This is a genomic window from Rhodococcus sp. NS-SX18 (assembly GCF_057367935.1).
This window is the reverse complement of record NZ_CM170633.1, coordinates 1,392,422-1,415,861: the sequence shown is the minus strand read 5'-3', so window position 1 is coordinate 1,415,861 and position 23,440 is coordinate 1,392,422. Positions and strand designations below refer to the sequence as shown.

Annotated in this window: 21 protein-coding genes and 1 pseudogene; 10 read left to right on the top strand and 12 right to left on the bottom strand. The window is 72.0% G+C overall.

Annotation, left to right across the window (positions count from 1 at the left end; genetic code table 11):
* Positions 1-84: 84 nt before the first annotated feature.
* Positions 85-726: a class I SAM-dependent methyltransferase gene (locus tag AC2IPW_RS06660; protein ID WP_003937859.1), complete on the bottom strand. Its 642-nt coding sequence runs from the start codon at positions 724-726 to the stop codon at positions 85-87.
* A 54-nt stretch (positions 727-780) separates the two neighbouring features.
* On the opposite strand from AC2IPW_RS06660, the gene AC2IPW_RS06655 reads away from it, so the two are divergent.
* Entirely contained in the window at positions 781-2,010 is a 1,230-nt protein-coding gene (locus AC2IPW_RS06655) for an MFS transporter (RefSeq protein ID WP_486376535.1), read from the top strand.
* 4 nt (positions 2,011-2,014) lie between these two features.
* Here the strand turns inward: AC2IPW_RS06655 and AC2IPW_RS06650 are convergent, their stop codons facing one another.
* The 6 genes from AC2IPW_RS06650 to AC2IPW_RS06625 all read right to left on the bottom strand — a co-directional run bounded on the left by AC2IPW_RS06650 (position 2,015) and on the right by AC2IPW_RS06625 (position 8,820).
* On the bottom strand, positions 2,015-3,211 hold the full coding sequence (locus AC2IPW_RS06650) for an MFS transporter (protein WP_081005119.1): 1,197 nt from the start codon (positions 3,209-3,211) through the stop codon (positions 2,015-2,017).
* Positions 3,212-3,282: 71 nt separating this feature from the next.
* Entirely contained in the window at positions 3,283-4,239 is a 957-nt protein-coding gene (gene egtD, locus AC2IPW_RS06645; RefSeq protein WP_289377323.1) for an L-histidine N(alpha)-methyltransferase, read from the bottom strand.
* Positions 4,236-4,982, bottom strand: a complete 747-nt coding sequence (egtC, locus tag AC2IPW_RS06640; RefSeq protein WP_040783192.1) for an ergothioneine biosynthesis protein EgtC — start codon at positions 4,980-4,982, stop codon at positions 4,236-4,238. Before egtC ends, egtD begins: the two co-directional genes overlap by 4 nt.
* Positions 4,975-6,270 carry an ergothioneine biosynthesis protein EgtB gene (gene egtB, locus AC2IPW_RS06635; RefSeq protein ID WP_486376534.1) on the bottom strand — a complete coding sequence of 432 codons (1,296 nt, stop codon included), beginning with the start codon at positions 6,268-6,270 and terminating at the stop codon, positions 4,975-4,977. The genes egtC and egtB overlap by 8 nt, the downstream gene beginning before the upstream one ends.
* On the bottom strand, positions 6,267-7,499 hold the full coding sequence (gene egtA / locus AC2IPW_RS06630; RefSeq protein ID WP_416062976.1) for an ergothioneine biosynthesis glutamate--cysteine ligase EgtA: 1,233 nt from the start codon (positions 7,497-7,499) through the stop codon (positions 6,267-6,269). Before egtA ends, egtB begins: the two co-directional genes overlap by 4 nt.
* Before the next feature lie 79 nt (positions 7,500-7,578).
* The gene (locus AC2IPW_RS06625) at positions 7,579-8,820 is read right to left on the bottom strand and encodes an APC family permease (RefSeq protein ID WP_486376533.1); all 1,242 of its coding nucleotides are present in this window, start codon (positions 8,818-8,820) and stop codon (positions 7,579-7,581) included.
* A gap of 45 nt (positions 8,821-8,865) precedes the next feature.
* Between AC2IPW_RS06625 and AC2IPW_RS06620 the strand changes: the two genes are divergently transcribed.
* The 4 genes from AC2IPW_RS06620 (at position 8,866) to pth (ending at position 13,088) form a co-directional block, all read left to right on the top strand.
* Positions 8,866-10,044 carry an aminotransferase class V-fold PLP-dependent enzyme gene (locus AC2IPW_RS06620; protein WP_486376532.1) on the top strand — a complete coding sequence of 393 codons (1,179 nt, stop codon included), beginning with the start codon at positions 8,866-8,868 and terminating at the stop codon, positions 10,042-10,044.
* An 88-nt stretch (positions 10,045-10,132) separates the two neighbouring features.
* Entirely contained in the window at positions 10,133-11,602 is a 1,470-nt protein-coding gene (locus AC2IPW_RS06615; RefSeq protein WP_486376531.1) for an FAD-dependent oxidoreductase, read from the top strand.
* A gap of 204 nt (positions 11,603-11,806) precedes the next feature.
* Positions 11,807-12,412 carry a 50S ribosomal protein L25/general stress protein Ctc gene (locus AC2IPW_RS06610; protein ID WP_289377330.1) on the top strand — a complete coding sequence of 202 codons (606 nt, stop codon included), beginning with the start codon at positions 11,807-11,809 and terminating at the stop codon, positions 12,410-12,412.
* A gap of 103 nt (positions 12,413-12,515) precedes the next feature.
* Positions 12,516-13,088, top strand: a complete 573-nt coding sequence (gene pth, locus AC2IPW_RS06605; RefSeq protein WP_003937848.1) for an aminoacyl-tRNA hydrolase — start codon at positions 12,516-12,518, stop codon at positions 13,086-13,088.
* 47 nt (positions 13,089-13,135) lie between these two features.
* Here the strand turns inward: pth and AC2IPW_RS06600 are convergent, their stop codons facing one another.
* Positions 13,136-14,770, bottom strand: coding sequence for a fatty acyl-AMP ligase (locus AC2IPW_RS06600; protein ID WP_054371875.1), 1,635 nt, complete (start codon positions 14,768-14,770; stop codon positions 13,136-13,138).
* Between the two features lie 217 nt (positions 14,771-14,987).
* Between AC2IPW_RS06600 and AC2IPW_RS06595 the strand changes: the two genes are divergently transcribed.
* Both AC2IPW_RS06595 and AC2IPW_RS06590 read left to right on the top strand, forming a co-directional pair.
* The gene (locus AC2IPW_RS06595; RefSeq protein ID WP_003937846.1) at positions 14,988-16,658 is read left to right on the top strand and encodes a peptide chain release factor 3; all 1,671 of its coding nucleotides are present in this window, start codon (positions 14,988-14,990) and stop codon (positions 16,656-16,658) included.
* A 106-nt stretch (positions 16,659-16,764) separates the two neighbouring features.
* The gene (locus AC2IPW_RS06590) at positions 16,765-17,277 is read left to right on the top strand and encodes a hypothetical protein (protein ID WP_486376530.1); all 513 of its coding nucleotides are present in this window, start codon (positions 16,765-16,767) and stop codon (positions 17,275-17,277) included.
* Positions 17,278-17,368: 91 nt separating this feature from the next.
* Here AC2IPW_RS06590 and AC2IPW_RS06585 read toward each other — a convergent pair whose 3' ends face one another.
* The 4 genes from AC2IPW_RS06585 to AC2IPW_RS06570 form a co-directional block, all read right to left on the bottom strand.
* Positions 17,369-18,406 (bottom strand): enoyl-CoA hydratase/isomerase family protein, encoded by a 1,038-nt coding sequence (locus tag AC2IPW_RS06585; RefSeq protein ID WP_486376529.1) that lies wholly within the window; start codon positions 18,404-18,406, stop codon positions 17,369-17,371.
* A gap of 84 nt (positions 18,407-18,490) precedes the next feature.
* Complete coding sequence (locus tag AC2IPW_RS06580) at positions 18,491-18,937, bottom strand: VOC family protein (RefSeq protein ID WP_054371878.1); 447 nt, start codon at positions 18,935-18,937, stop codon at positions 18,491-18,493.
* Positions 18,938-18,982: 45 nt separating this feature from the next.
* Entirely contained in the window at positions 18,983-19,462 is a 480-nt protein-coding gene (locus tag AC2IPW_RS06575; RefSeq protein WP_003937841.1) for a nuclear transport factor 2 family protein, read from the bottom strand.
* A 97-nt stretch (positions 19,463-19,559) separates the two neighbouring features.
* A complete protein-coding gene (locus AC2IPW_RS06570; RefSeq protein ID WP_054371879.1) occupies positions 19,560-20,183 on the bottom strand; it encodes a TetR/AcrR family transcriptional regulator in 624 nt (207 codons plus the stop codon).
* A 97-nt stretch (positions 20,184-20,280) separates the two neighbouring features.
* Here AC2IPW_RS06570 and AC2IPW_RS06565 point away from each other — a divergent pair, with 97 nt between their 5' ends.
* The 3 genes and pseudogenes from AC2IPW_RS06565 to AC2IPW_RS06555 form a co-directional block, all read left to right on the top strand.
* Positions 20,281-21,795 (top strand): acetyl-CoA acetyltransferase, encoded by a 1,515-nt coding sequence (locus AC2IPW_RS06565; protein WP_486376528.1) that lies wholly within the window; start codon positions 20,281-20,283, stop codon positions 21,793-21,795.
* Positions 21,792-22,586 (top strand): enoyl-CoA hydratase-related protein, encoded by a 795-nt coding sequence (locus AC2IPW_RS06560; RefSeq protein WP_486376527.1) that lies wholly within the window; start codon positions 21,792-21,794, stop codon positions 22,584-22,586. Before AC2IPW_RS06565 ends, AC2IPW_RS06560 begins: the two co-directional genes overlap by 4 nt.
* Positions 22,583-23,328: pseudogene (locus AC2IPW_RS06555) on the top strand (acyl-CoA dehydrogenase family protein); the annotation flags it as partial. The gene AC2IPW_RS06560 and the pseudogene AC2IPW_RS06555, both read left to right, overlap by 4 nt.
* Positions 23,329-23,440: the final 112 nt, after the last annotated feature.

Here is a 23,440-nt window from a genome sequence, read left to right as displayed (position 1 = left end):
CGGTACCGCCCCGCCGACCCGCGCGGAGGTATCGCTCACCCCTCGGACCGACGCAACGGCACCTTCGCCCGGGCCCGGGGACGGTCACGCCGGCTTGTGGGCGAGCACCCGGAACACGATGCCCATCCGACCGGTGCGGTGCACGTCGTCGACGACGAACCCGGCTTCGGTGAGATAGGGCGCGGGGTCGCGGAGCAGGTGGTCGGCGCCGAAGCGGATGCTGAGCGGCTCGATGCCGCGCTGCAGGGCGCGCAGCACCCGGTTCGTCGACGGGCCGTGCTCGGCGAGCACGATCCGGCCGCCGGGGACGAGCACGCGGTACGCCTGGGCCGCGGCGCGGGCCGGGTCGGGCACGGTGCAGAAGGTGAAGGTCGAGAGCACGGTGTCGGCGCTCGCATCGGGCAGGTCGAGGGCCTGTACGTCGCCCTCGCGCAGCTCGACGCGCGGGTCGGCGGCGGCCTTCGTCCGGGCGAGTTCGAGCATCCTCGGCGAGATGTCGACACCGACGACGTGGTCGACCTCGGGTCCGTAGAGCGGCAGGTTGAGGCCGGTGCCGACGGCGAGTTCGACGACACGGCCGCGGGCCTGCGCGGCCGCCCAGTGCCGGGCCGGGCCGAGTATCAGCCTCTCGACCAGGCTCATGCCGCGGTCGTAGTTCTTCGACATCTCGTCGAAGATCCGCGAGACGCGCGCGTTCTCGTTCTCGAGCTGCTCCGGATCGGTCACCGTGTCTCCTCACCGAGGTGTCACCGCCGACGTTACCGGCGTACCGTCCCGGCTGTGACCGAACCGATCCCGGAACAGCGCCGCGTCCTGACCGTTCTCGTGGCCGCGCAGATCCTCAGCGGCGCAGGCCTGGCGGCCGGCGTGACCGTCGGCGCGCTCCTCGCGCAGGACATGCTGGGCAGCACGAGTCTCGCCGGGGTGCCGAGCGCGTTGTTCACGATCGGGTCGGCGGCCGCGGCCGTCGCCGTGGGGCGGATCTCGCAGCGCGCCGGGCGCCGCGGCGGCCTGACGTTCGGGTACGCCACCGGCGCGATCGGCAGCGCGGGGGTGGTGGCCGCCGCGGCGCTCGACACCGCGGTGCTGCTGTTCGCGGCCCTGTTCGTCTACGGAGCGGGCACCGCGACGAGCCTGCAGGCGCGCTATGCCGGGGCCGACCTGGCCGCTCCGGAGCGCCGGGGGCGCGCCGTGAGCACGGTTCTGGTGGCGACGACCCTCGGGGCGGTGGTCGGCCCGAACCTGACCGCCGTCATGGGTGATGCCGCCGAATCGTGGGGCATCCCCCGGCTGTCCGGGCCGTTCGTGCTCTCCGGCGTCGCCTACGGGCTCGCCGCCGCCGTCCTGTGGGTCCTGTTGCGCCCGGACCCGCTCCTGCTCGCCCGCAGTCGCGCGGCCGGCGCGGAGCCGGCGCCGGACGGCGAGCGGCCGGCCGTGGCCCGGCAGTGGTCGCCCGCGGTGACCGCCGGGGTGGTGGTGATGATCGTGACCCAGCTCGTGATGGTGGCGGTGATGACGATGACCCCGATCCACATGCGCGACCACGGACACGACGTCGGGGCGACGGGCGTGGTCATCGCGATCCACGTCGCGGCGATGTTCCTGCCGTCCCCGATCTCGGGGATGCTCGTGGACCGGGTCGGGCCCTACCGGGTCGCGGCCGCCGCGGGACTCGTCCTGCTGGCCGCCGGGGTGTCGGCGGCACTGGCCCCGCCGCAGTCGGTGCCCGCCCTCGCGTTCGCGCTGGGCCTGCTCGGTTTCGGGTGGAGCCTGGGCCTGGTGAGCGGCACCGCGCTCGTCACCGATGCGGTGCCGCTCGAGTCCCGCGCGGCCACGCAGGGCACCGCGGACCTGTTCGTCGCGCTGGCAGGGGCCGGCGGCGGTCTGAGTTCCGGCCTCGTCGTCGCGGCGGCGGGGTTCCCGGCGCTGGCGCTGACCGGTGCGGCGGTCTCGCTGGTGATCCTTCCCGTCCTCGCGCGACGGTCCGTCGCGCAGCCCGCCCTCCGCTAGCGCGTCAGGCCGGCACGGCGACGGCTCGTCGCGCGACCCGCAGATCCACCAGCCACACCAGGGCGGTGGCGACGGCCGCCGCGACACCGAACACGCACACCCCGGTCCAGCCGGCGCTCGTCCACGCGAGCGCGCCGAGCGCCGAACCGGCCGCGGCCCCGATGAAGTACGTCGTCATGTACACCGCGTTGATGCGGGAACGGGCCGCGGGCGCCAGCGCGTAGACGATGTTCTGGTTGCTGATGTGGACGGCCTGCAACGCCAGGTCGATCGCGACCATCCCGATCAGGAACCACGCCAGCGAGTGGGCGCCGGCCGCCAGCGCGGCCCAGGACAGGACGAGCACCGCCGCCCCCGCACCGGAGGCGAGCTGCGCGAGTCCACGGTCGGCGAGGCGGCCGGTGAGGTTCGCCATCACCGCGCCGGCGACCCCCGCCAGGCCCACCAGGCCGATCTGCACCTCGTCGAATCCGTAGGGTTCGCCTGCCAGCAGGAACGCCATCGTGGAGAACAGGGCGCTCACGGACGCGAACGACAGGGCGCCGAGCAGCGACCGGGTCCGCAGCCGCGGCTGGGTGCGCACGAGGGTGCCGAGCGAGCGCAGCGTGGTCCCGTAACCGATGCGCTCGGCGGGCCGCGACGTCGGCAGCGCTCGCCACAGGGCCAGCGCGACCACGACCATCGCGGCGGCGCTCACCCGGTAGACGGTGGCCCATCCGCCGATACCGGCGAGCAACCCGGCGACGCTGCGGGCGAGCAGGATGCCGAGCACCAGGCCGCTCATCACCGTTCCGACAGCCTGCCCGCTGCGCTCCGGTTCGGCCAGGGTGGCGGCGAACGGCACCAGCACCTGCGCGGCCACCGAGAACAGCCCCGCGATCGCCGTGCCGACGGCCAGCACCGCGATGGTCGGGGCGAAACCGCTCAGCGCCTGGCCGGCCGCGGCGGCGAGCATGAGCCCCACCGTGAGGCGGCGCTTGTCGAACATGTCGCCGAGCGGCACCAGGAACAGCAGCCCGAGGCCGTAGGAGACCTGAGCGACGGTGACGGTGGCCGCGGCGGCGGAGTGGGAAGTGCCCAGGGCGACGGCGATCGACTCGAGCAGGGGCTGGTTGAAGTAGTTGCCGCCCACGCACAGGCCGGTGGCCGTCGCCATCAACAGCAGGACGGGGGTGGTCAGCACGGGCCGGGTGGACGTCACGCCTGCCAGCCTCGCGCGGCCGGGACCGTGCTGTCCAACCGGCCTCGCGTCGGCGGCCGGGACCGTGTGGGTCAGCTGCGGCTCGCGCCGATCAGCGCGAACCTGCCGTCGGGATCGATCCACTCGCGCCGTACGACGAACCCGGCCTCGGTCAGTTCGCGGCCCATGCCGTCGAGCCGGAACTTGGCGGAGATCTCGGTGCGCAGCTGCTCGCCCGCCGCGAACGAGATCTCGAGGTCCAGGCCGGGAATCCGGACGGTCATGGGCTCGGTGGCCTCGAGCCGCATCTCGATCCACTCGTTGATCGGGTCCCACACGGCGACGTGCCGGAACTTGCCGGGTTCGAAGTCCGCGCCGAGCCGGGCATTGAGCACGTTCAGCACGTTGCGGTCGAACTCCGCGGTGACCCCGGCGGCGTCGTCGTAGGCCGGCACGAGCACGTCGGGATCGGTGACGAGACCTATTCCGAGCAGTAACCACTCCCCCGGCTCGAGCACCGCGGCGAGGTCGGTGAGGAACGCGGTGCGCTCCGCGGGCGCCAGGTTGCCGATGGTGCCGCCGAGGAAGGCGATCAGGCGGCGTCCGCCGCCGGGCAGGTGCGTGAGCGAGCCGGTGAAGTCGCCGACGACGCCCCGCACGGTCAGGTCCGGGTATTCGGCGCAGAGCCGGGTCACCGCGGACTGCAGGGCGACCTCGGACACGTCCTGCGGTACGTACGTATGGATGTACGGTCGCAGCGCATCGAGCAGTATCTCCGTCTTCTCGGAGGAACCCGATCCGAGCTCGACGAGCATCTCCGGCCGTGCCTCGTCGGCGAGCTCCGCCGAATGCTGTTGCAGCAGAGCTCGTTCGGTGCGAGTGGGATAGTACTCCGGCAGCCGGGTTATCTGTTCGAAGAGCTCGCCGCCGCGCTCGTCGTAGAGCCACGTCGGCGAGAGCCACTTCGGCGACGACGTCAGCCCGCGGCGCGCGTCGGCCCGCAGCGACTCGTCGAGCTGCTCCGGCGTCAGGTACACATCCACCGTCATGAGACGGCCACCTCCATGGGGGACACGATGAGGTGCCCCGGTCGGGCGCTGACCAGGTGCCGGTCCGGCACCTGGCGCCAGCGCGGATCGTCGTCGTACGGTTCCGAGGACACCACGGCGACGTCTTCGTCGACGAGGGTCCACAGCGAGTGGTACCAGGCCGTCGCCCACAGTCCGGAACCGTTGCCCAGCAACAAGTTCAACCGCGAGCCCGGGGCGACGTCGAGCACCTCGTGCACGAGTCGCATCAACGCCTGCTCGGGCCGCGAGGAACGCAGCCGCGAATACAACAGCACCCACAGCGCGGCAGCGTCGGTGGGCGACTCGAGTCGCAGCAGTTCGGCCACCGGCAGCCGCTCGGCCAGCGAGACGAGCGACCCGGGCCAGCCGCGGACCACGCCGTTGAGGCTGAACGCCCAGCCGTCGCGGGTGAACGGAGCGCAGGCCGAGCGCTCCACCGGCATGCCTTCCGTCGCCGAACGCAGCGACGCCATGACGGCCCCGGCGCCGATATGCGAAAGTCCTTCGGTGACAAAGGGATCGGACCAGATCGGAGCGGGGTTCCGATAGCGGCCGAAGCCGTCCGCACCCCACCATGCCACCCCGAACCCGTCGGCGTTGATCGTGCCGCCACCACGCATGTCCTTCGGCGCCCACGACTGGCGCACCAGCGACCGGGGTCCCTCGGTCACCAGGGAACTCACCGAGCGGACCGGACCGAGATATCCCAGGTGTCTACACATCCGGCACGTCCCGCGCGCAGCGGAAGCCGGCGAAGATCTGCCGTCGGATCGGCAGGTCCCAGTTGCGGAAGGTGCCGCGGCAGGCCGCCGGGTCGGTGCCGAAGGAGCCGCCGCGCAGCACCCGGAAGTCGCCGCCGAAGAACACCTCCGAATACTCCCGGTACGGGAAGGGGGCGAATCCGGGGTACGGCTCGAACCCGGACGCCGTCCATTCCCACACGTCGCCGATCAGCTGGTGGACCCCGAGGCGCGACGCACCCGCCGGGTACGCACCGGCGACGGCCGGCTCGAGATGGCGCTGACCGAGGTTGGCGTGGGCCTCGGTCGGTTCCTCGTCGCCCCACGGGTAGCGCCGGCTCTCCCCGGTCAGCGGGTCCCAGCGCGCGGCCTTCTCCCATTCGGCCTCGCTGGGCAACCGGCGTCCGGCCCAGCGGGCGAAGGCCTCGGCCTCGTGGAAGCACACGTGCACGACGGGCTCGTCCGGGTCGAGCGGCACCGTCGCCCCGAACCGGCGACGCCACCACGTGCCCGAGTCGTCGCGGGTCCAGAACTGGGGAGCCTCGAGTCCCGCCTGCTCGCGGTGCAGCCACCCCTCCGGGCTCCACAGTTCCCGGCGGGCGTAGCCGCCGTCGGCGAGGAACTCGAGGTAGCGCCCGTTGGTGACCGGCACCGTGTCGATCGCGAACGCCGGCAAGTACACCCGGTGGGCGGACCGCTCGTTGTCCAACGCCCACGGATCCGTCGACGTCCCCATCTCGAACTCACCGCCCGGGATCAGCACCTCCGCCGCGGCCGGTGGTTCGGCGCGCCGCGGCGCCGGCGCGGCGTCGAGCACGGGGGGCCCGGCCCGAAGCTGGTGTGTCGCGAGCATCGTCTCCGCGTGCTGCACCTCGTGCTGGACACTCATCGCGAACACGAAACCCTCGCGGGTGAGGTCGGTGTCGAAGCTGCACTGCGCCAGCACGTCCGCCGTGTGCGCGCGAACCTCCGCCGCGTAGTCGCGAGCCGCCTGCGGCCCGAGCAGCGGCAGCGCCGGGCGGTCCGCCCGCGGATGGCGGAAGGCGTCGTAGAGGTCGTCGACGTCCGGGCGCACACCGGCGTGACCGCCGGCCGCCCGGAGCAGCCAGCGTTCCTCCTGGTTGGCGATGTGCGCGAGGTCCCATACGAGAGGACTCATCAGCGGTGAATGCTGGGCCGTGAGTTCCGCGTCGTCGACGTCGGTCAGCGCGAGCACTCGCGCCCGCGCTCGCGCGAGGTCCCGGTCGAGCCGGGCGTGCAGATCGCTCACCGATCCTGGACCTCCGGGGTGCGACCGCGGCAGCACCGCTCCGCCGCCGCGTCCAGCGCCGCGGTGAACCGCATGTCCGGCGACGCCTCCGCGGCGAGCGCGAGCAGTCCGACCGCCGCGGCCCGGATCTCGAGATCCGCGAGTCCGAACTCCGCCGCCTCCTGCCAGCGGTCCACGACGGGGGCGGCGACGGCCAGGGCCTCGTCCATGACCGCCGGCGAGGTGAGCAGTGCCTCGACCGCGGCGACCGGGACCTGCCACAGGGCCCCCGGCTGCGCGTCGATGTACCGGACCTCGAGATGCCCGGCGGGACGCACCGGCGGGAACAGGGTGGTCAGGTGGTAGTCCAGGTCGGCGACGGTGGGCCGGCGCCCGATCTCGTCGTCCAGATCGCCGCTGAGCCAGTCCGCGAACGACGCGCCGGGCGGCGCATGCCAGTCCCCGCCGGTCGCGCGCACACACAGCAGGGGCGCGTCGAGCGCCCACGCCGGGTAGCGCGCCGGATCGGGCACGGGGGTGGTGCGGTCGGCGTCCAGCGCCAGCCAGGTGCGCATCCGCTGCGATGCCCAGTTCCCGTCCGGTGCGCCCCGCAGTGAAGGCGAGCACGCGAACGCGGCCACCAGCGCCGGTCCGACGGCGTGCAGTACCCGCCACCGGCCGGCCAGCTCGTCGTCGTCGGCGCCGGCGTCGACGCTCACCTGGGTGGCGGCGGTGCTGTTCATCATCAGCCGGCCCAGCGGCCCGATCTGGTCGAACCGCAGTTCCATCGCGCTGTAGCGGGGAGTGCGCAGCAGCCGTTGCGGTGGGCGCAGTCCGTCGGCCGCCCCGTCGATCAGGTCCACCGACCGGCGGGCCAGCAATGCACGCAACATGCGGGCGTCGGCGGTCAGACGGTCGCAGACCTGCCGCGCCGAGACACAGGGCACGCTCGACAGTTCCACCTGCCCGCCCGGCTCGAGGGTCACGGCGCTGCCCGACGGCAACGGCCGCGCCGAGGAGCCGGGAGCCAGCTGCCGGGGGGCGTGCGGACCGAGGGCCTCGAGGACGGCCTGCAACTCCGGCCGGGCGCGGGTGCCGTCGGCCCGGGCGGTGAGCCATTCCAGTTCCACGCCGATCAGCCGGGGCGGCCCGAAACGGAAACTCACCCGGCGCACATGCAGCTCGGCGGCGGTTCGTGAGGCGATGCCGGCGTCTGCGCGCGGCACCGCCGGGTCGACTGTGATCACCACTCGGTCCGCCCCTCCCTCGCCTGTGGGCCAGCTCACGGACGAGCCTAACGTCAACCGGTGACAGGAGGCGGCTGAACGCTCACGCCGTGGCCCGGCGCGTCGCGCGGACGACGACACCGGCCGCGAGCACCGCGACGCCGGCCACGACCGCGCTCGGCGGCAGCGTCAGCACCAGGACGATGCATCCCACGGTCCCGATGACCTGCAGGAACCGGGGATAACGCCGGTGCTCGTCCCGCTGGGTGAAGGCGGCCAGGTTCGCGACGAGGTAGTACACGAGAACACCGAAGGATGAGAATCCGATCACTCCGCGCAGATCGACGGTCGCGACGAGCACGCACACCACCGCGGCGACGACGAGTTCGGCCCGGTACGGCACCGCGAATCGCGGATGTACCGCGGCGAGCGGCCGCGGCAGATCACCGTGCCGCGCCATCGCGAGCGCGGTGCGGCCGACGCCCGTGACGAGGGCGAGCAGAGCCCCCAGCGATGCGGCCGCGGCCCCGGCGACCACGACGGGCACCGCCCACGACCAGCCACCAGCGCGGACCGCGTCGAGCAGCGGCGCGCTGCTCGATGCGAGCCGGTCCGGACCGAGGCATGCGAGCAGGGTTACCCCGACGACGGCGTAGAGCAGCACCACGAATCCGAGGGCACCGACGATCGCACGCGGGATGGTCCGGCGCGGGTCGCGCACCTCCTCACCGAGGGTCGCGATCCGCGCATAGCCCGCGAACGCGAAGAACAGCAGACCGGCCGCCTGCAGCACCCCGTACACGCCGCCGACGGGGCCGAACGGATCGGCAGGTTGCGCCCCGGGACCGGCCCAGCTCGCCGTGACCGCCGCGGCGAGCGCGACGAGCACCAGCGCCACGATGATGCGCGCGAGCCGGGCAGTGCGGGTGATGCCGCGGTAGTTCACGGCGGTCAGGGCGAGGACCGCGGCGACGGCGACGGGCCGCCGCCACGGTTCCGGCACGACGTAGGACGCGAAGGTCGTGGCCATCGCCGCGCAACTGGCGGTCTTGCCGATCACGAAGCCCCAGCCCGCCACGAAACCCCACCACGGTCCGAGCCGTTCCCGCCCGTACACGTAGGTGCCGCCGGACGTCGGGTACTGCGCGGCGAGCTGTGCCGACGCCGTGGCATTGCAGTACGCCACGACCGCGGCGAGGGCCAGGCCGACGAGCAGGCCCGCGCCGGCGGCGGCCGCGGCCGGCGCGAACGCCGAGAACACGCCCGCCCCGATCATCGCGCCGAGCCCGATGGCGACGGCGTCGCCGGTGCCGAGCCGGCGTTGCAGGGATTTCGATTCGCTCACGTATACATTCCAAGCACGAAGATATGAACGAAAGGTGCGTCCTCGATGCTCGACCTGCAGCGCGCCCGTCGGGACACGCCCGGCTGCTTCGACCGGGTCTTCCTCGACAGCGCGGGCTCGTCGCTGCCGCCGACACCGGTGCTGGAGACGACCGTCGCCCACCTGCGGCGTGAGGCCGAGGTCGGCGGGTACGTCGCCGCCGCGGAACGCGCCGACGACCTCGCCGCGGTGAAGACCTCGATCGCGCGGCTGATCGGTGCGCAGGCGCCGTCGATCGCACTGGTCGAGAGCGCTACCCGGGCGTGGGCGAGTTTCTTCTACTCGGTGCCGCTGCGCGCGGGCGACCGGATCCTGCTCACTCGTTCCGAATACGCCAGCAATGCCGTCTCCGCGCTGCAACGCGCCCGGGCGACCGGCGCGACGGTGGAGACGATGCCGACAGACGCGCTCGGCCGCATCGATGTCGACGCCCTCACCCGTACGCTCGACGAGCGGGTCAAGCTGGTGTCCGTCGTGCACGCCCCCACCAACGGCGGGCTCGTCAACCCGGTGCGGGAGGTCGCGGACGCGGCGCACGAGGTCGGCGCGCTGGTGCTGCTCGACGCGTGCCAGTCCGTCGGCCAGCTACCGGTGAGCGTGCCCGAGTTCGATGTCGACGCGCTCTCCGCGACCGGCCGCAAGTGGCTGCGCGGACCCCGCGGCACGGGCTTCCTGTACGTCCGCCCTCGGCTGGTGACCGAGCTCGAACCGGCCGTCATCGATCTGCACAGCGCGCAGTGGACCGCTCCGGACGAGTACCGGCTCGCCGACGACGCGACGCGATTCGAGCTGTGGGAGACGAATGTCGCCGCCCGCCTCGGTCTCGGCGCCGCCGTCGACTACCTGCTCGACCTCGGGGTCGACGCGGTGACCGAGGCGGTCGCCTACCGCGCCGAGCACCTGCGCGACGGGCTGGGCCGGATCCCCGGCGTGGCCGTGCGCGACCTCGGGAAGGAGCACAGCGGCATCGTCTCGTTCACCGTCGACGGCTGGGAGCCGCCGCGACTGCGGGAGGCGCTGGCCGCCGAGGCGATCACGGTCACGGTCAGCGGGCGCGGGTCGACGCTGCTCGAGATGTCGGCGCGACGGCTCGAGTCGGTGGTGCGCGCCTCACCGCACTACTTCGTCTCCCCCGCCGACGTGGACCGGTTCCTGGCGGCCGTGCGGGCGCTGACCCGGTCCTGACCGTCCCGGCAACCGGGACGATCGGTTCCGTCCGGCAGCTCGCGCGGTCAAGGTGTGCGAATCCCCGCCACACCCCGAGAGGATCGCGATGACCGAGACCAACCCCGTCCGTCCTGTTCCCGTCGACCGGATCTCCGCCTGGGATTTCGAAGCCGACGTCGTGATCGCCGGGTACGGCATCGCCGGGGTCTGCGCGGCCGTCGGCGCTGCCGACGCCGGAGCCGACGTGCTGGTGCTCGAACGCACCGGCGGGTGGGGCGGCGCGGCCGCCCTCGCGGGCGGATTCGTCTACCTCGGCGGCGGCACGGCCGTGCAGAAGGCCTGCGGATTCGAGGACTCGGTGGACGACATGCGCGCGTTCCTCACTGCGGCACTCGGACCGGGCGTGGACGAGGAGAAGATCGCCGCCTACTGTGCCGGCTCCGTCGAGCACTTCGACTGGCTCGTCGACTGCGGTGTGCCGTTCAAGCACGAATTCTGGGGCGAGCCCGGCTGGGAGCCCCCCACCGACGCCGGCCTGCAGTACACCGGCGGGGAGAACTCGGCGCCGTACGCCACCGTCGCCCGGCCCGCGCCGCGCGGCCACGTGCCGCAGATGAGCGACAAGCGGACCGGTGAGCAGGGCGGCGGCTACATGCTCGTGAAGCCGCTCGCCGAGAAGGCCGCCGCCCTCGGGGTCCGCGCCGAGTACGACGTCCGGGTGCAGACCCTCGTCACCGATGCGTCCGGCCGGGTGGTCGGGGTCTTGGCCAAGCGGTACGGCACCGATCTGGCCATCCGGGCCCGCCGCGGGGTCGTCCTCGCCACGGGCAGCTTCGCCTACAACGACGACATGGTGCGGGCCTACGCCCCGCACCTGGTGGGTCGTCCCGCCGCGTCGATCGAGGAACACGACGGTCGCGCGATCCGGATGGCGCAGGCGCTCGGCGCCGACCTGGCCCACATGGACGCCACCGAGGTGGCGTTCTTCTGCGATCCGCAGCTGATCGCGCGGGGCATTCTCGTCAACGGTCGCGGCCAGCGGTACGTGCCCGAGGACACCTACCCGGGCCGCATCGGGCAGCTGACCCTGCTGAAGAACGACAACGAGGCGTTCCTCGTCATCGACGAGGAGTCGTACGAGGCGGGGGTCGCCGCCCCGACGTCGTCGCCGCAGCTGCGCCACCAGCCGAAGTGGGTGTGCGAGACCGTCGCGGAGCTCGAGGCCGAGATGGGTCTGCCCGAGCGGGCGCTGCAGTCCACGGTGGAGGTGTACAACCTGCACGCCGAACGGGGCGCGGACCCGCTGCTGGGCAAGAAGCGCGAATGGGTGAAGCCGATCGGATCGCCCGTCGCGGCGATCGACCTGCGCGGCATGACCGGCGGGTTCACGCTCGGCGGCCTGCGTACGAGCCTGCACGCGGAGGTCCTGCACGTCGACGGTGCCCCGATTCCCGGGCTGTACGCGGCGGGACGGGCGGCGGCCGGACTGTCGGCGTGGGGGTACTGCAGCGGCGTCTCCCTCGGCGACGGCAGTTTCTTCGGCCGGCGGGCGGGCATCGCCGCCGCGGGCGGCTGAGCGCAGGGGGCATTCGACCCGCTCGGGCGGATCCGGTAGAGTCGATCGAGTTGTCTCGGCGAGGGTGAACCGCGAAATCGCTGGCTCACCGTGATCGACGCGGCTGCGGCTCCGCTCGAGCGTGCCCACGCTCCTGGCCGCGCGCGTCGCCCCTCGCCGGGAAGACCGCCCCAGTTCGAGCCATACGCGTAGGAGCCATTCAGCATGTCCGACGAAAACCGTCTCGCCGCCGTCGTCCGCACCGAGTTCGGCAAGGGTGCCGCCCGCCGCGCCCGCCGCGACGGTCAGGTGCCCGCCGTCCTGTACGGCCACGGCACGGATCCCAAGCACCTGTCGCTCCCGGCCCGTGAGTTCGCGGCCGTGCTGCGCGCCCACGGCACCAACGCCGTGCTGACCCTCGAGGTCGACGGCTCGGAGGAGCTGGCGCTGACCAAGTCGGTCGTCGTCCACCCGATCCGCAACTACATCGAGCACGCCGACCTGCTCGTCGTGAAGAAGGGCGAGAAGGTCACCGTCGAGGTCCCCCTCGTCGTCACCGGCGAGGCCGCGTCCGGCACCCTGGTCGTCAACGAGATCAGCACCGTCAAGCTCGAGGCGGACGCCCTGAACCTGCCCGAGCAGATCGAGGTTTCGATCGAGGACGCCGAGGCCGGCACCCAGATCACCGCCGCCGACGTCCAGCTGCCCACGGGCGCCACCCTGCAGGACGATCCGGAGCTGCTGTTGGTGAACGTGGTTGCCGCACCGACCGCTGCCGCAATGGAGGGCGAATCCGCGGAGGGTGAGGCCGCCGAGTCCGAAGAGGCCTGAGCCGTCACCGGCTCCGCGTGACATGGGCGAGCGGCGCGTCATCCCCACGGGGTGACGCGCCGTCGTCGTAGCACTACCCGCCGCAACGGAAGGACACCGCCAGGTGAGCGACGCCACCGCACTCGTCGTCGGGCTGGGCAATCCCGGCCCGCAGTACGAGAAGACCCGCCACAACATCGGCTTCATGGTGGCCGACACGCTCGCCGCCCGGGTCGGCGGGAAGTTCAGCGCGCACAAGCGCAGCAACGCCGAGATCGTCCAGGCCCGCCTCGACGGCCGGCAGGTGATCATCGCCAAGCCGCGCACCTACATGAATCTCTCGGGCGGACCCGTCGCGGGTCTCGCGCGCTTCTTCTCGGTCGAGCCCGCCGACATCGTGGTCGTGCACGACGAACTGGATCTGGACTTCGGCACGGTCCGGCTCAAGCTCGGCGGCGGGGAGAACGGCCACAACGGGCTGCGGTCGATCTCGAGTGCCCTCGGCACCAAGCTCTACCTGCGTACCAGGGTCGGGATCGGCCGCCCACCGGGCCGCATGGACCCGGCCGACTACGTGCTCAAACCGTTCTCCTCGACCGAACGCAAGGAACTCGACCTGATCCGCGAGCAGGCCGCGGACGCGGTGGAGTTGTTGCTGCGGGTCGGCCTGGAGGAGGCCCAGAACCGGGTCCATTGACGTGGTGTCCTTCCGGACCGGGCGAGGTCCGGAAGGACAGCACGGCGCTACCCGCCCAGCAGATGGACGGAGCTGCCACGCCGCAGCTTTCCCGACGACGTCTTCGGGATGCTTCCCGGACCGAGCACCGCGACGGTGCGCGGCCGCACCCCCACCTCCGCGACGACCGCGTGCACGACGTCGTGTTCGATGCGGCGCACCTCTTCCGGGTCGTCGATCCGGTTGGTCTCGACAGCGACGGCGAAGGACTCCCGTTTCTCGCCGGAATCGAGCCGGATCGCGACGGCGTTGCCGGGGCGCACGCCGTCGACGCTGCACGCGGCCCGTTCGATGTCGGTGGGATAGACGTTGCGGCCGCCCATGATGATGACGTCCTTGACGCGCCCGCACACCACGACCAGACCGTCCTCGGTGAAGTAGCCGACGTCGCCGGTGTCGAACCAGCCCTGCGGGTCCTGCGCGGGCACCGGACCGTCGACGGTGAGGTATCCGTGGGTGACGGCCTTGCCGCGCAGCTGGATGATGCCGACGCCGCGGGGCGGCAGTACCTGCCCGTCCTCCCCGACGACGCGGCCCTCGAGTCCGGGCACGAGATGCCCGAGGGTGGGCAGCCGCCGGGCGTTGGACCGGGTCGACGGAACCGCCATCCCACCGGCCTCGAGCAGGTCGGGGTCGACGAGATCGAGAATTTGCCCGCGTCCCGGATCCGGCACGGAGACCGCCAGGGTGGTCTCGGCCATGCCGTAGACCGGCGCGAGCGCCGCCGGATCGAGGCCGAATCGGGCGCCGGCGGCGGCGAGGGCCTCCATGGTGTCCGGATCGACCGGTTCGGCGCCGTTCCACATCCACCGCACCGACGACAGGTCGACGGCGCCGTCGGGGGCCTGCGCGAGCTTGCGCGCCAGAAGTGAGTACGCGAAGTTCGGTGCGGCCGTCACGGTTCCGCGGTACTTGCTCATCAGCTCTGCCCACAGCAGCGGGGAGCGCAGGAAGTCGAGCGGGGTCACGGAGACGACCTCGGCGCCGACCTGCATGGGCACGCTCAGGAATCCGACCATCCCCATGTCGTGGAACAGCGGCAGCCAGCTGACCATCACGTCGTCGTCGAGGGAGAACTTGATCCGCTCGATCATCGCGTACGCGTTGACGTAGAAGTTCTCGTGCGTGATCTGCACGGCCTTCGGGGACCCCGTGGACCCGGAGGTCAGCTGCTGCAGCGCGATGTCCTGCTCGTCGGTGGGCAGCGGGTCGACCGGCGTGCCGGCATCCATCTCGGCGATCGTGACGACGGGGATTCCCCGCTCGGTCAGGAGCGGCGCGGCGATCTCGAACGGCGCGCCGAGCACCACTGCGCGGGCGCCGATCATGCCGATGACGACCTCGGTGTCGCGTGCCCACAGCGCCAGGTCGGTGCGCGGTGTGGGCTGGTGCAGCATCGTCACCGAGGCGCCGCGCATCCACACCGCCTGACAGGCGGGTGCGATGTCCACCGGATTCCCCGCGAGGATGCCCACGGCGTCGCCGTGACCGATGCCGGCCGCGGCGAGGGCACCGGCCATGCGCCGGGCCTGCTCGTGAATCTGCCCCCAGCTCTGCCGCCGGGGGGCGTCGGGCTCGCCGGTGACCAGACCGTGCGGGGACCGATCCGCGGTCTCGTACATCTCGTCGGTGAATCTGCTCACGAACCACTCCTCACGTCGATACGACCCCGGGCACCGGGTACGACGTTGCCCAGGGTGCCCCCGATCCGTCCCGAGAGGGAGTCTCTTCGGAGAATGTGACCGAATCTCACGGAAATCGACATTCGATTGCCGAGTAACATGGACGAGTTGTCTGCGATGCGGGAGCCGCCCGCGCGCATCGACGAGCCGCACATCCGCTTCGAGAGGTACTTCCGCGTTGACTACCCCGCCCGTTTCCACCGGCAACGACGCCGGCACCACCGCCGTGTCGTCGAAGGAAGTGCTCGCGGAAGCGGGTCGCCGCCGCACCTTCGCGGTGATCTCCCATCCGGACGCCGGCAAGTCCACGCTGACCGAGGCGCTGGCCCTGCATGCGAAGGTCATCGCCGAGGCCGGTGCGGTGCACGGCAAGGCCGGGCGCAAGTCCACGGTGTCCGACTGGATGGAAATGGAGAAGGCCCGCGGCATCTCCGTCAGCTCCACGGCGCTGCAGTTCAACTACCGCTCCGAGGAGTCCGACGACGACGTCGTCAACGTGATCAACCTCGTCGACACACCCGGTCACTCCGACTTCTCCGAGGACACCTACCGGGTGCTCACCGCCGTGGACGCGGCGGTGATGCTGATCGACGCCGCCAAGGGCCTCGAGCCGCAGACCCTCAAGCTGTTCCAGGTGTGCCGTCACCGGGGCATCCCGGTCATCACCGTGATCAACAAGTGGGACCGGCCCGGCCGGACCCCGCTGGAGCTGCTCGACGAGATCGACGAGCGCATCGGCCTGACCCCCACTCCCCTGTTCTGGCCCGTCGGCATCGCCGGGGACTTCCGGGGCCTGCTGCGGCGCGGGGAGGACGGCGCGCCCGTCGAGTACGTCAAGTTCACCCGCACCGCCGGCGGCGCGCGGATCGCCCCCGAGGACCGGCTCTCCCCCGGGGAGGCCGAGGAACGGGAGGGCGAGACGTGGACCGAGGCGGTGGAGGAGTCGGAGCTGCTGTCGGCCAGCGGGCAGGACCACGACCAGGAGATGTTCCTGGCCGGGCAGACGTCGCCGGTGATCTTCGCGTCGGCCATGCTCAACTTCGGCGTCCGGCAGATCCTCGACACGCTCGTTGCGCTGGCGCCGCCGCCGCGCGCCCGGCTCGACGTGAACGACACTCCCCGCAACGTCGACGACCCGTTCAGTGCCGTGGTGTTCAAGGTGCAGGCGGGGATGGACACCGCACACCGCGACCGCCTGGCGTTCATGCGGGTGGTGTCCGGGGTGTTCGAGCGCGGCATGGTCGTCACCCATGCGCAGACGGGTAAGCCGTTCGCCACCAAGTACGCGCTGACGGTGTTCGGCCGGGAACGGTCCACGGTGGAGAACGCGTATCCCGGCGACGTGGTCGGGCTCGTCAACGCCACGGCCCTCGCCCCCGGGCACACCCTGTACGTGGACCGGAAGGTGGAGTTCCCGCCGATCCCGTCGTTCGCGCCCGAACATTTCTCGATCCTGCGCGCCGAGAGCGCCTCGAAGTACAAGCAGTTCCGCAAGGCCGTCGATCAGCTCGACTCCGAGGGCGTGGTACAGATCCTGCGCAACGACATCCGCGGGGACGCGTCCCCGGTGATGGCCGCCGTCGGTCCCATGCAGTTCGAGGTGGTGGCGGCCCGGATGAAGGCCGAATACAACGTCGAGCCGCGGATGGAGCCGCTGGGCTACGCGCTGGCCCGTCGCACCGATGCGGCCTCGGTGGACGAGCTGAACCGGCAGCGCGGCGTCGAAGTGTTCACCCGCTCCGACGGTGTCCTGCTGGCGCTGGTGAGCGACAAGTGGCGGCTGCAGTACCTGCGGAAGGAACTGCCCGAGCTCACCCTCGAGCCGCTGGTGGCCGCCGCCGACCAGTGACACCCGTGGTGGGCGTGGGGCCGGTGTTGCTGTGCGTGGCGCCGGTGTTCCTGGTAGCTTGCTGTGCCGTCGAGCCGACCCGGGCTCGCGGATCTCAGGAGCGTTCATGGACGACGACTCGGCCGTATCGACCGACGGCACGCCGCTGCGCGGCCGTTCCGAGCCGGCGGACGAGTCGCCCGGACCCAAGCGGGCAGGCACCTTCGTCTATCCCCTGCCGGGAACCCTGACCGGCAACGGAGCGTCTTCCCTGCACTCGACGGGAAGTCACGCGGCGGACGTCGACGAGGCCGGCGGTAACGGCAGCGACCCGTCGCTGCTGCCGAGCTTCGACGGCAGCGACGGCGTTGCCGGGCACAGCACGCCGACCGCCGCGTCGCGCCGCAACTCGATGGGAGTGGCATCCGTGCGGATCGCGGCGCGACTGGCGCACACCGAGCTCGCCGCCCGTGCGCAGCGTTCCCGCGCATCGGATCCGACGGTCGAGACCGACGAACTGCTCACCCTGCTGGGTGAGTATCTCGTCGCGGGCGGATTCGAGAATCCGGAGATCCGCGCCGTGCTGGGCGGGCAGGAGATCGTCGTCGATCTGCTCGCCCCGCGGCGCACCGCGCCCTGACGTCCGCATCCGCGCGCCCCCTCGTCAGACGCACCCGAAACAACGTGTGCGGCTGAACATTTCGTGCGCGGATGGCCGGCCGGCCGAGCGTCTACTCCCGGAACAGTCCCGCGACGAGGGCCGGGTCCACGTCGCCGATCCCCCGCGGCGACCAGGACGGGTCGCCGTCCTTGTCGACGAGCACCGCGCGCACCCCCTCGGCGAAGTCCGGCTCGGCGGTGATGCGGACCGCGACCTCGAGTTCCCGCGCGAAGCACTCGCGCAGCGGGCTCTCGGCGCCGCGGCGCAGCAGCTCCGCGGTGGCCCAGAGACTCGTCGGGGATGCCGCACCGAGCGCTGCCCGGGTGGTGACGGCCCACGTCTCGTCGAGGTCGTGGTTGCCGGACAGGCGCTCGACGATGTCGGCGACGGTGCCGTCGCCGAACACCGCGTCGATGTCCGGGTATCGATCGGCGATCACCGACGCGGGAGCCGCCTCGGCGAACTCGTCGAGCGCCGGCTGCCAGTGGCCCTCGCGGATCCGGTCGGCGAGGGCGTCGATCCGGTCACCGGGAACGAAGTGCGTCGCGAGGCCGACGGCGATGGCATCGCCCGCGTCGGCGCGGGCGCCGGTCAGCGCCAGGTACAGTCCGACGGCGTCGCAACGGGCGGTGGTGCCGCGCAGTCGCGGCAGGAAATGACTGGCGCCGACGTCGGGGACGAAGCCGATCGCCGTCTCCGGCATTGCCAGCACCGCTCGCTCCGTCACGACGCGCACCGCGCCGTGCACCGAGATGCCCAGCCCGCCGCCCATCGTGACTCCGTCGACGAGCGCGAGATACGGCTTGGGGTAGGTGGCGACCAGTTCGTCGAGCCGGTACTCGTTCGCGAAGTAGTCCCGGACCGCGTCGGTGTCGCCGGCCACGGCGGCGTCCCGGACCGACTTGATGTCGCCGCCGGCGCAGAACGCCCGGTCGGATGCACTGGTGACCAGTACCGCGGTGATCTCCGGGTCGTCGCGCCATGCCAGCAGGGCCTCGTACATGTCGCGGATCATCGACGAGTCCAGGGCGTTGAGGGCCACCGGCCGGTCGAGCACTACCTCGCCGATGCCGTTGGCGACGCGGGTGCGGATGAAGGTGTCGGTCACGCGCCGGAGCCTACCGGGCCGCTGCCCCGGCAACCGATCATGTGGGAGCCCCGGTTGCGCACGTGTCTGCGCGGCGCACCGTGCCTACCGGCCGGTACCGGCGGCGGCATCCTGCCGACGGCCGGTCAGTGGACCGACGAGCAGCCATCGGTGCCCGAACGGATCGAGCAGCGTGGCGTTGCGGTGGCCGTGGCTCTCGGCGATCCAGCGCTCGACGGTGCCCCCGGCGTCGCGGGCCTTGGTGAGCACGGCGTCGGTGTCGTCGACCGGGAGCATCAGGCTCACCGACGTCGCGCCGGCCTCGGGCGCGGACAGGCCCATCTCGGGGAACTCCTCCGCCAGATAGACCATTCCCGTGGGAAAGACCAACTCGGCGTGGCCGATCCGGCCGTCCTCGAGCACCACGGGGTCTCCCGCCAGCCTCGCGCCGAACACCTGCCGGTACCAGTCGATGGCACTGCGGGCGCGTCCCACGATGAGGTACGGGAGCGCGCCGGCCCGGGGGAAGACTTCGGTGTCGGTCGCGGTCATCGGGCGGGGTCCCCTCCTCTCGGCCGGCGCGAGTTCTCGCTCGGTTCAGGACGCGCGGGGCGGCTGCTGCAGCAGCGACCACCGGTTCGAGGTGAGCCGGAAGCTGGGCATGTCGGCAACAGATGTGACTGTCTCCCAGTTTCTTTCGTATCCGGTGTGGGAGATACGCCAGAGCCCGTCCGTGCCGCGCACGTAGCGGTCGTGATAGTAGGCGGACCCGCGCATCACGAGCCCGTCCTCGGGCACCACCACCGTGTCGGCGAGGAACCAGACCCCCGTGGCGGTGTCCCCCTCGACGTCGATCTCGGGGTGGCCGCAGTGGTGTTCGGTGATGACATGGGACCCGAGGGTGTTCTCGAGGAAGTTCAGGAACGCGTCGCGCGATTCGAAACTCAGATGTTCGCCGTAGACGGCGGTGGCCTCGGGAACCATGGTGTCGGCCAGTTCGATCCACGACTTCGTGTCGAGCGCCCGCGCGTAACGGTACTTCAGCCGCTCGATCTCACGTATCGCCTGCAGGTCCATTCTCGCGCCTCCCACCACAGGGCCTGTCAGCCAGGCTAGCCGGGATCCCCCTCGGGGGGTATCGATTCCGGCGGCTCGCGGGGCAATTGGATTGCAGTTAGGTCACGGGACCTGGATCGTGTTCCCGTTTCGCGATCAGTGCGCGGATCGCGGCGTCGACGAGCGTGCGGGCGTAGGCGTCGTCGTCCGCCGCGGGTCCCGCGAGGGAGAACAGCACGTGACTGAGCGCCGCACCGGTGACCATCTCGAGCAGCAGCGTCACCGAGACCTCCCGCGGCAGCTCGCCGCGTTCGACCGCCCGCAACACGATGGTGCGGGCCGCGACGAGGCGGCTGCGGTTGAGCGTGGTGGTCAGGTGGGCCAACAGGTCCGGGTGCACGCGTGCGTCGAGCGCGACGCGCAGGCTCACCAGTCCGGGCGTCGTGCGGTAGCCGCGCAGGAGTTGGGTGACCAGTTCGACCAGGTCCGAGCGCAACGCCCCGGTGTCGATCGGCACCGGCAGCGGGCTGCGCGCCTCGAGCGCCTGCACGAGCAGTTCGTCCTTGGTGGCCCAGCGGCGGTACAGCGCCGCCCGTCCCACCCGGGCGCGCCGGCCGACCGCGTCGAGGGTGAAGCCGCGCCAGCTCGTCTCGGAGTAGACCTCGATCACCGCGTCGTAGACGCGATCCTCGAGGTCGGCATCGCGGGGTCGGCCACGGCGACGCACGATCGGCTCGGTCACGGTGTGCAGTGTGCCAGACCCGGAACCCCATTTACAGACTGAATCAGTCCGTATTACTGTGCGGGTGACCGTTTCCCCGACCCCTTCGAGGCCGCAGATGACCGACCCTGCCCGAACACCCGTCGTCGTCGGCGTCGGCGATCTGCGCTCCGGACGCGCCGGCGCCTCCGCCGACCCCCGCGAACCGCTCGACCTCATCCACGACGCCGCCGGGGCGGCTCTCGCCGACACCGGCGTCGACGACATCGCGCGGCACATCGACGCCGTGTATGCCGTCAAGACCGCGAGCTGGGCGTACGACGACCTGCCCGCGCTCCTCGCCGCCCGCCTCGGCGCCGCGGCGACCCGCACCCACACCAGTCCCCTCGGTGGGCACTGGCCGGCAGCGCTGCTCGACCGCATCGGCCACGAGATCGCCATCGGCACGATCGGGGTCGCGCTCCTCGTCGGCGGCGAATCCCAGGCCTCGGTCACCGCCGCGACGAAGACCGGCACGGACCCGGCCACGCTGGGCTGGACCACCGCGCCCGGCGGACCGCCCGCCTTCGACCCGGACGACCTCGGCAGCCCCGCCATGCAACGCGCCGGGATGCTCGCCCCCACCCGCGTCTACCCGCTGTTCGAGACCCGGCTCAGCCACGAACTCGGGCACTCCCACGACGAATCGCTGGCCTGGTCCGCGCAGCTGTACGCCGCGTTCTCCGAGATCGCCGGACGCAACCCCGCCGCCTGGAACCCCGATCTGCGCACCGCCGAGGACATCACCACCGTGGGCCCGCGCAACCGGATGGTCACCGCCCCGTACCCGCTGCTGCTCAACGCGATGCCGTTCGTCGACCAGGCGGCCGCCGTCGTCGTCACCTCCCTCGCCACCGCCCGCGAACTCGGCGTCGCCGAGGACCGGATCGTGTACGTGTGGGGCGGGGCCGGCGCGACGGAACCGGCCGACATCCTCGCCCGCGCCGGCTTCGGCCGGTCCGCGGCACTCGCCGACGCCCTCGCCCGGACCCTCGAGCGCACCGATCTGCGGCCGGCCGACCTGGACATCGTCGACGCCTACAGCTGCTTCCCGGTGGTGCCGAAGCTGCTCGTCGAACACCTCGGCCTGACCCGCGAGACCGTCCCGAGCGTCACCGGCGGCCACTCCTTCTTCGGCGGACCGCTCAACAGCTACACGCTGCACTCCCTCGTCGCCGTCACCCGCCGGCTGCGCACCGACGGCGAGATCGCCCTCGTCCACGGCAACGGCGGCTACCTGACCTACCAGCACACCGTCGTGCTCGCCGCCGCACCGCACACCCGCGGGTACGTCGGCGATCCCGAGCCCCGCGTGCTGCCCGCCACCGGACCCGAGCCCGTCGTCGACTACAGCGGTGACGTCGAGGTCCACACGGCAACCGCGGAATACGGACGCGACGGCCACCCGGCGATCGGGTTCCTGGTGGGCACCACCCCCGACGGCCGTCGAGTCTCCGGCTACACCGACGCCGCCGGCGCACAGGTGCTCGCGGCGGGTGCGGACATCGTGGGCCGCACCGTCCACGTCGTCGACCGCGGCGGCGCCCTGACCGTCACCCTGACCGATCCCGTCACGGAGGAGACCCCCGCATGACCGAGCCCGTCGTCCTGGTCGAGCAGCGCGGCCACACGCTGCTCGTCACCATCAACCGGCCCGGGGCCGCCAACAGCATCGACGCCGAGGTGCACACCGGCCTCGGCGAGGCGTGGGAACGCGCCGACCAGGACCCGGACGTGCGCGTCGTCGTCCTCACCGGCGCCGGAGACCGGGTGTTCTGCGGCGGCGCCGACCTGAAGGCCCTCGGGACCGCCGGACCGGGCGGGGTCACCCCGCCCGAGACCGCGCACTGGGGGTTCGCCGGCGTCGTCAGACACCCCATCGCCAAGCCGATCGTCGCGGCGGTCAACGGCACCGCACTCGGCGGCGGCACCGAACTCGCCCTCGCGAGCGACCTCGTCGTCGCCGCCGACACCGCCGAATTCGGGTTGCCCGAGGTCCACCGCGGCCTCATCGCCGGCGCCGGCGGGGTGTTCCGCATCGTGCAGGCCATCCCGCGGTCCGTCGCGATGGAACTCGTGCTCACCGGCAAGCCGATCTCCGCCGCCGATGCTCTGCGCTGGGGCCTGGTCAACCGCGTCGTTTCCCGGACCGACGTCCTCACCACCGCGCTCGAGCTCGCCGACCTCGTCGCCGCCGGGGCACCCCTGGCCGTGCAGGCGAGCAAGACGATCGCCCGCGGCATCGTCGACGGCGCCGTCCCGTCCGAGGAACCGGACTGGGAGGCGACCGAAGCCGCCCTGGCCCGGCTGACCACCAGCGCCGACACGGTCGAGGGCGTCACGGCCTTTCTCGAGAAGCGCGCACCCGTCTGGAGCGGACGATGACCACGGCACTGGACCGGGAAACCTGGGACACTCCCGAGCGGACCGCGCTGCGCCGTCTCACCGCGGACTTCACCCGCAAGGAGATCGTGCCGCACCTGGACACCTGGGAGCGCGACGGCGTCGTCCCCCGTGAACTGCACCGCAAGGCGGCCGAGGCCGGGCTGCTCGGCGCCTCGGTCGCGGAGGAGCACGGCGGTTCCGGCGGCAACCCGCTCGACATGCTCGCGATCCTCGAGGAGATCGTCCTCGCGGGCGGCTCGTCGGGCCTGATCTCCGCGTTGTTCAACCACGGCATCGCCACCTTGCACATCGTCGCGTCCGGGAACCGGGACCTGATCGAGCGGTTCGCCCGTCCCGCACTCGAGGGCCGGACGATCGGGTCCCTGGGCATCACCGAGCCCGGCGGGGGTGCCGACGTCGCGGGCATCCGGACCACCGCCCGTCGCGAGGGCGACGAGTACGTGATCGACGGCGCGAAGTTGTACATCACCTCCGGTACCCGCGCCGATTTCGTCACCACCGCCGTCCGCACCGGCGGACCGGGCGCCGCGGGCATCTCACTGATCGTCGTGCCCACCGGCACACCGGGATTCACGGTCTCACGCAAGCTCGACAAGATGGCTGGCTGTGCTCGGACACCGCCGAGCTGTTCTCCGACGACGTGCGGGTGCCCGCCGCGAACCAGGCCCGCGAGGAGAACAGCGAATTCGCGCAGATCGCGCAGCAGTTCCAGGGTGAGCGACCGCCGTCAAGGCGTGCGACCACGCTGTGACGGAATCGGTGCAGCTCTTCGGCGGCCTCGGCTGCATGCGCGAGAGCGGGCGGCTCCGCCGCCGGTGTGTCCTTTGGGCTGC